The organism is Gordonibacter sp. RACS_AR49 (assembly GCF_030418435.1).
Lineage (GTDB): Bacteria > Actinomycetota > Coriobacteriia > Coriobacteriales > Eggerthellaceae > Gordonibacter > Gordonibacter urolithinfaciens.
Genome location: NZ_JAIUDM010000018.1, coordinates 1 through 5,221, shown reverse-complemented (window position 1 = coordinate 5,221; position 5,221 = coordinate 1). Strand labels below are relative to the sequence as shown.

The window sequence follows — 5,221 nt, the reverse complement described above, 5'->3', positions numbered from 1 at the left end:
AAAGCATCCTCCGCGAGCGCGACGCCCTATCCTCCCACGGACTGACTCCGCAGTACTTTCGGCGATGGCGGGCTTAACTTCCGAGTTCGGAATGGGATCGGGTGATCCCCGCCTCCATGGTCGCGCTCGCGGGGGATGCTCCCGCGGGCATTGTCTGCCCCGCCCAGGCGGCACCGCGCCACCCTGGCGGTCGCATAGCGCAGCATCGAAGTGATCGCGGAACGCGGATGTCCCGACTTGCATGTGAAGAAGAGCTCGGGCTATTAGTAGCGCTCGGCTGAGCACGTTGCCGTGCTTGCACCTGCGCCCTATCGACCAGGTGGTCTACCTGGGCCCTTACCGAAGAGAAGACTCATCTTGGAGGCGGCTTCCCACTTAGATGCTTTCAGCGGTTATCCGTGCCGGACGTAGCTAGGCGGCGGTGCCGTTGGTCGACAACCGCTCCACCAGAGGTCCGTCCACCCCGGTCCTCTCGTACTAGGGGCAGATCTCCTCAATCTTCTTGCGCCTGCGGAGGATAGGGACCGAACTGTCTCACGACGTTCTGAACCCAGCTCGCGTACCGCTTTAAACGGCGAACAGCCGTACCCTTGGGACCGACTTCAGCCCCAGGATGCGATGAGCCGACATCGAGGTGCCAAACCTTGCCGTCGATGTGGACTCTTGGGCAAGATCAGCCTGTTATCCCCGGAGTACCTTTTATCCGTTGAGCGACGGCCATTCCACTCTGGGCCGCCGGATCACTAGAACCTGCTTTCGCACCTGCTCGGCTTGTTGGCCTCGCAGTCAAGCCCGCTTGCACTCTTGCGCTCTCGGGACGGTTGCCGACCGTCCTGAGCGGACCTTTGCGCGCCTCCGTTACATTTTGGGAGGCGACCGCCCCAGTCAAACTACCCGCCTGACACGGTCCCCGTGCCGGATCACGGCCACGGGTTAGGTCGCCGACACGACGAGGGCAGTATTCCAAGGCCGGCTCCACGGGAACTGGCGTCCCCGCTTCGAAGCCTCCTGCCTATCCTCTACGCGCCGAGCCAACGACCAATGTCAAGCTGCAGTAAAGGTTCACGGGGTCTTTCCGTCCTTCCGCAGGTAATTCGCATCTTCACGAATAATACAATTTCACCGGGTCCATGGTTGAGACAGCGCCCAAATCGTTACGCCATTCGTGCAGGTCGGAACTTACCCGACAAGGAATTTCGCTACCTTAGGACCGTTATAGTTACGGCCGCCGTTTACCGGGGCTTGGCTTCAGAGCTTCGCGTTTCCGCTAACCCATCCGCGTAACCTTCCGGCACCGGGCAGGCGTCAGACCCTATACGTCGCCTTGCGGCTTGGCAGAGTCCTGTGTTTTTGATAAACAGTCGCTTGGGCCGTTTCGCTGCGGCCCCTCCCCGCTCCGGCCGCGAGGGCCTTCACCGGGAAGGGCGCTCCTTCTCCCGAAGTTACGGAGCCAGTATGCCGAGTTCCTTAACCATGGTTCTCCCGATCGCCTCGGTATGTTCTACCCGCCTACCTGTGTCGGTTTTGGTACGGGCGCCGACAAAGCTCCCTAGAGGTTTTTCTCGGAAGCATGGGCTCGCCGACTTCGCCTGATGGCTTCGTCTCGCGTCTCGGGATACATGCTGCGCTGATTTCCATGCACAGCTCCCTACGCGCTTTCACGGGGACGTCCAGAACCCCGCCCGGCTACCCTTCTCCGTCACCCCGTCGGTCAAACGCTCGTCAGCGGTACGGGAATGTCGACCCGTTGTGCATCGGCTACGCCTTCCGGCCTCGCCTTAGCTCCCGACTGACCCTGGGAGGATTAGCCTTGCCCAGGAACCCTTAGGCTTACGGCGGAGGGGTTTCTCGCCCCTCTCTCGTTACTCATGCCAGCATTCTCACTCCCATGCGGTCCACCGAGGGTCGCCCCTCGGCTTCGCCCCCCATGGGAAGCTCCCCTACCACTGATAAATCAGTCCGCCGCTTCGGTGCCGTGCTTAGCCCCGTGAATTGTCGGCGCATGTCCACTTGACCAGTGAGCTGTTACGCACTCTTTAAATGCATGGCTGCTTCTAAGCCAACATCCTGGTTGTCTAGGCAAACGCACATCCTTTGCCACTCAGCATGAACTTGGGGACCTTAGCGGGCGGTCTGGGCTGTTTCCCTCTCGAGCACGCAGCTTAGCCCACATGCTCTGACTCCCGGTCTCTTAAGTCGCGGTATTCGGAGTTTGGTTCTTTTCGGTAGGCGGTGAAGCCCCCTAGAAGATCCAGTGCTCTACCTCCGCGACTGAACGACCGAGGCTAGCCCTAAAGCTATTTCGGGGAGAACGAGATATCTCCGGGTTTGATTGGCCTTTCACCCCTATCCACGGGTCATCCCCTCCGTTTTCAACCGAAGTGGGTTCGGCCCTCCACGGGGTCTTACCCCCGCTTCAGCCTGCCCATGGATAGCTCACCCGGCTTCGCGTCTGCGGCAAGCGACTCTGTCGCCATCTTAAAGGCTCGCTTTCACTGCGGCTCGGTTCCAACCTTAACCTCGCCGCTCACCGCAACTCGCTGGCTCATTCTACAAAAGGCACGCCGTCACACTGCAGGAGTGCTCCGACTGCTTGTAGGCGCACGGTTTCAGGTACTGTTTCACTCCCCTCTCGGGGTGCTTTTCACCTTTCCCTCACGGTACTGGTTCGCTATCGGTCACAGGAGAGTATTCAGCCTTGGAGGGTGGTCCCCCCGGATTCGCACCGGGTTTCACGTGCCCGGCACTACTCGGGTGCCTTCCTCGGAGGCGTCGGGGTTTCGCGTACGGGGCTCTTACCCGCTGCGGCCGGCCTTTCCATGCCGTTCCGCTACCGCGACGCTTTGTAACTCCGTCCCAGGTCTGAGGCCCTGGGAGGGGAAGGTCCCACAACACCGCATGCAGCAACGCCCTCAAGCTTGCACGTGCATGGGTTTGGGCTGGTGCGCTTTCGCTCGCCGCTACTCGCGCAATCTCGGTTGATTTCTGTTCCTCCGGGTACTTAGATGTTTCAGTTCCCCGGGTTGCCTCCTCCGAGCCTATTTGATTCAGCTCGGGGTAGCAGGGCATGACCCCTGCTGGGTTCCCCCATTCGGAAACCTGCGGATCGAAGGGTGTTTGCCCCTCCCCGCAGACTATCGCGGCTTGCCGCGTCCTTCTTCGGCTTCCTGTGCCAAGGCATCCGCCGTGCGCCCTTGACATCTTCTTCTAACAAGGTAAATTCAGGTATCCATATCGTTCTTGTTCGCGATCGTTCAGATGCGAATCATATGACTATCGCTAATCATTGATTCTCATTTATATCGATGCTTTCGCTATGCAACTGTCAAGGTGCGCGGGCGCCCTCGGGCGCCTCGAGGGCGGGAGCCCTCGAAACCGGGTATTGCGAGCGACGACCGAAAGGGCCCTTGAATCAATAGGTTTTAAAATCTTCTTCCAGGCCATGGGAGCTGAAGCTCGACCATGTCCGGACACGTCAGTGTCTCCCTAGAAAGGAGGTGATCCAGCCGCACCTTCCGGTACGGCTACCTTGTTACGACTTCACCCCCCTTACCCTCCACACCTTCGACGCCTCCGCCCCTTGCGGGTTCGGCCGGCGGCTTCGGGTGCAGACGACTCGGGTGGTGTGACGGGCGGTGTGTACAAGGCCCGGGAACGTATTCACCGCGGCATGCTGATCCGCGATTACTAGCAACTCCGACTTCACGGAGGCGGGTTGCAGCCTCCGATCCGAACTGGGGCCGGCTTTGAGGGATTCGCTTCCTGTCGCCAGGTCGCGGCCCGTTGTACCGGCCATTGTAGCACGTGTGCAGCCCAGGGCATAAAGGGCATGATGACTTGACGTCGTCCCCACCTTCCTCCGGCTTGACGCCGGCAGTCCCATATGAGTCCCCAACTGAATGCTGGCAACATATGGCAGGGGTTGCGCTCGTTGCGGGACTTAACCCAACATCTCACGACACGAGCTGACGACAGCCATGCACCACCTGCGCTAGCTCCTCTCGGCCACCGGGTTTCCCCGGCTTCACTAGCATGTCAAGCCCTGGTAAGGTTCTTCGCGTTGCTTCGAATTAAGCCACATGCTCCGCTGCTTGTGCGGGCCCCCGTCAATTCCTTTGAGTTTTAGCCTTGCGGCCGTACTCCCCAGGCGGGGCGCTTAATGCGTTGGCTGCGGCACGGAGGGATGATCCCCCCACACCTAGCGCCCATCGTTTACGGCTGGGACTACCAGGGTATCTAATCCTGTTCGCTCCCCCAGCTTTCGCGCCTCAGCGTCAGTTGATGGCCCAGAAGACTGCCTTCGCCATCGGTGTTCTTCCCGATATCTGCGCATTCCACCGCTACACCGGGAATTCCATCTTCCTCTACCAAACTCGAGCCTGCCAGTTCGGAACCCGACCGGGGGTTGAGCCCTCGGGTTAGAGGTTCCGCTTGACGGGCCGCCTACGCGCGCTTTACGCCCAATGAATCCGGATAACGCTCGCCCCCTACGTATTACCGCGGCTGCTGGCACGTAGTTAGCCGGGGCTTCTTCTGCAGGTACCGTCACTGTCTTCCCTGCTGAAAGCGGTTTACAACCCGAAGGCCTTCGTCCCGCACGCGGCGTTGCTGCGTCAGGGTTCCCCCCATTGCGCAAAATTCCCCACTGCTGCCTCCCGTAGGAGTCTGGGCCGTATCTCAGTCCCAATGTGGCCGGTCGGTCTCTCAACCCGGCTACCCATCGCAGGCACGGTGGGCCGTTGCCCCGCCGTCTACCTAATGGGCCGCGACCCCATCCCCCTCCGTCGGGGCTTTCCCGCCCCTCCCATGCGGGAGGGGCGGAGTATCCGGTATTAGCGCGGGTTTCCTCGCGTTATCCCGGGGAGGGGGGCAGGTTGGTCACGTGTTACTCACCCGTTCGCCACTCTATTCGCGCCCGAAGGCGCCTTAATCGTTCGACTTGCATGTGTTAGGCACGCCGCCAGCGTTCATCCTGAGCCAGGATCAAACTCTCCGTTTGAAGAGAGCGGCATCGCTGCCGCATCTGTTCGATCTTGGTTTTCGCCGGCTCCCCCGGCCCTTCGGTGGGCTGGGCTCGCCTGGCGGGCATCTCTCGATTCGATTCATCTCGCAATATCCGGTTTTCAAGGTTCCCGCCTCCCCTTCCGGGGGGCCTCGCCGCCTCCCTTCCGGGCGAGCGGCGCAAGGAGATACTTTACCTTCCCGTTGCCATCCTGTCAAG

3 rRNA genes are annotated in these 5,221 nt (G+C 60.7%); all 3 read right to left on the bottom strand.

Annotation, left to right across the window (positions count from 1 at the left end):
* Nucleotides 1-13: 13 nt before the first annotated feature.
* A 5S ribosomal RNA gene (rrf, locus tag LB310_RS15295) occupies nt 14-128 on the bottom strand.
* Between the two features lie 115 nt (nt 129-243).
* Nucleotides 244-3,208 (bottom strand): 23S ribosomal RNA (locus LB310_RS15290).
* 282 nt (nt 3,209-3,490) lie between these two features.
* Nucleotides 3,491-4,999 (bottom strand): 16S ribosomal RNA (locus LB310_RS15285).
* Together the 16S, 23S and 5S rRNA genes form the textbook arrangement of a ribosomal RNA operon.
* Nucleotides 5,000-5,221 lie beyond the last annotated feature (222 nt).